This window comes from Arsenophonus endosymbiont of Apis mellifera (assembly GCF_903968575.1).
GTDB classification, from domain to species: domain Bacteria; phylum Pseudomonadota; class Gammaproteobacteria; order Enterobacterales; family Enterobacteriaceae; genus Arsenophonus; species Arsenophonus apicola.
In genome coordinates this window covers 1-1,503 of the sequence record NZ_CAJCFU010000061.1, presented here as the reverse complement: position 1 = coordinate 1,503, position 1,503 = coordinate 1, and the positions used below count along the sequence as shown (strand labels likewise).

At 35.9% G+C, this 1,503-nt stretch carries 1 protein-coding gene; it reads right to left on the bottom strand.

Translation table 11 applies throughout. The features are described 5' to 3' along the window. The coding region (locus H1X92_RS10415) for a lytic polysaccharide monooxygenase (RefSeq protein WP_441293615.1) at positions 1 to 887 on the bottom strand (887 nt) is incomplete at its 3' end. Positions 888 to 1,503 lie beyond the last annotated feature (616 nt).

Here is a 1,503-nt window from a genome sequence, read left to right as displayed (position 1 = left end):
ACGGTTGGTTGCNTGATCACGGATTTGGTTGGCGACTTGGTGCCAGTTACTGTCGTATCCGCCACAACCGGTTCACCCGGTTGATTGGCTGTCGTTACGGTTGGTTGCGTGACCACCAATCCGGTTGCCGGCTTGGTGCCAGTTACTGCCGTATCCGTGATAACCGGCTCATCCGGTTGATTGGCTGTCGTTACGGTTGGTTGCNTGATNACNGATTNGGTTGNCGNCTTGGTGCCAGTTACTGTCGTATCCGCCACAACCGGTTCACCTGGTTGACTGGTTGTCGTTACAGTTGGTTCTTTAATATCTGGTTCGGTAGGTTGCTTCTTATCATTATCAGGAAAAATCGCATCTATCACTTGATAGAAACTATTACTCGTATCAGCAATCTGCCAAACACCATAAATGATATGATAACCAATACGATCAACAGGCACTTTACAAATTATGCTAACGTCTGCTTTGGGTATTGCGCCACCATCATATTGGGTACAGAAAGGTTTTAAATCAAATGCCGCACGGGCCAATGGTACATTAGGATCCCAACCATTCTTGGTAAGATAAAAACGCCAATTAGCTGTACTGTGTCGAGCGTTAAGATGCCAAGAAAAAATATTGTCTCCCACTTGCATTTGAGTTTTATGCCATCTGTTTTCACCCGCTTCATCTAGTTTACCAAATCGTTTAATACCCCCACTGGCTAATTTACCATCCTGTGGGAAATCCTTATCAGGAAATCCGGAGCGTTGTTCTACACTATGCGGTTCATATTTTATATCACCACATGTTTTATTTATTCCCTGTGCGCATTTATATGCTCGGCTTGCCGGCGATTTTATATAGCCATGAGCCCATAGACTTGAAGATACAGTTAATATAAAGCTCATGATAAAAAAATTTTTTAATTTCATATGTTTTCCTATTTAAACATTAAATTATTTTTATATATTAATTAATAAATTTTTTTACCAAAAATATTATCATTAACATATTGGCTTTAAGGTTTTTAAAAGAAATCCCCATAAAATTCACAACAAAAAAATTATTAATCCGTCATAAAATTCCCATCCAAAAATTTTATTTATTTTATAGAATAATTTTTTCATTTAATCATATTATAGCCTAATTATTTTAATTGGTGTCATAACACTATTTCCTCGAATAAAATATTCGCTGGCAATCAATTTATTATTGGACAATTGTTATTCTCATGATGACAAATATTTTTTATAATCTTCAATTATTTTTTAATTCAAACTTAGTAATAAAAAATATTTTTTGCCATAACAATTGGTGATTATATAAAGTTAGCGGTATAGCTGATTTATTGTATTAAATGAATATGGAATAGGGAGCATCACTGATATAATTTATAAAAATGACAAATAAAATAAAAACCCTGACCATTATAATAAATTTATACTTTTTGACATCCTCCCCCACCTTCACACTTCGTGACTCAGGAGGGGGATTCCCGTTAGTCGGAGACTATCTGATCGCTCA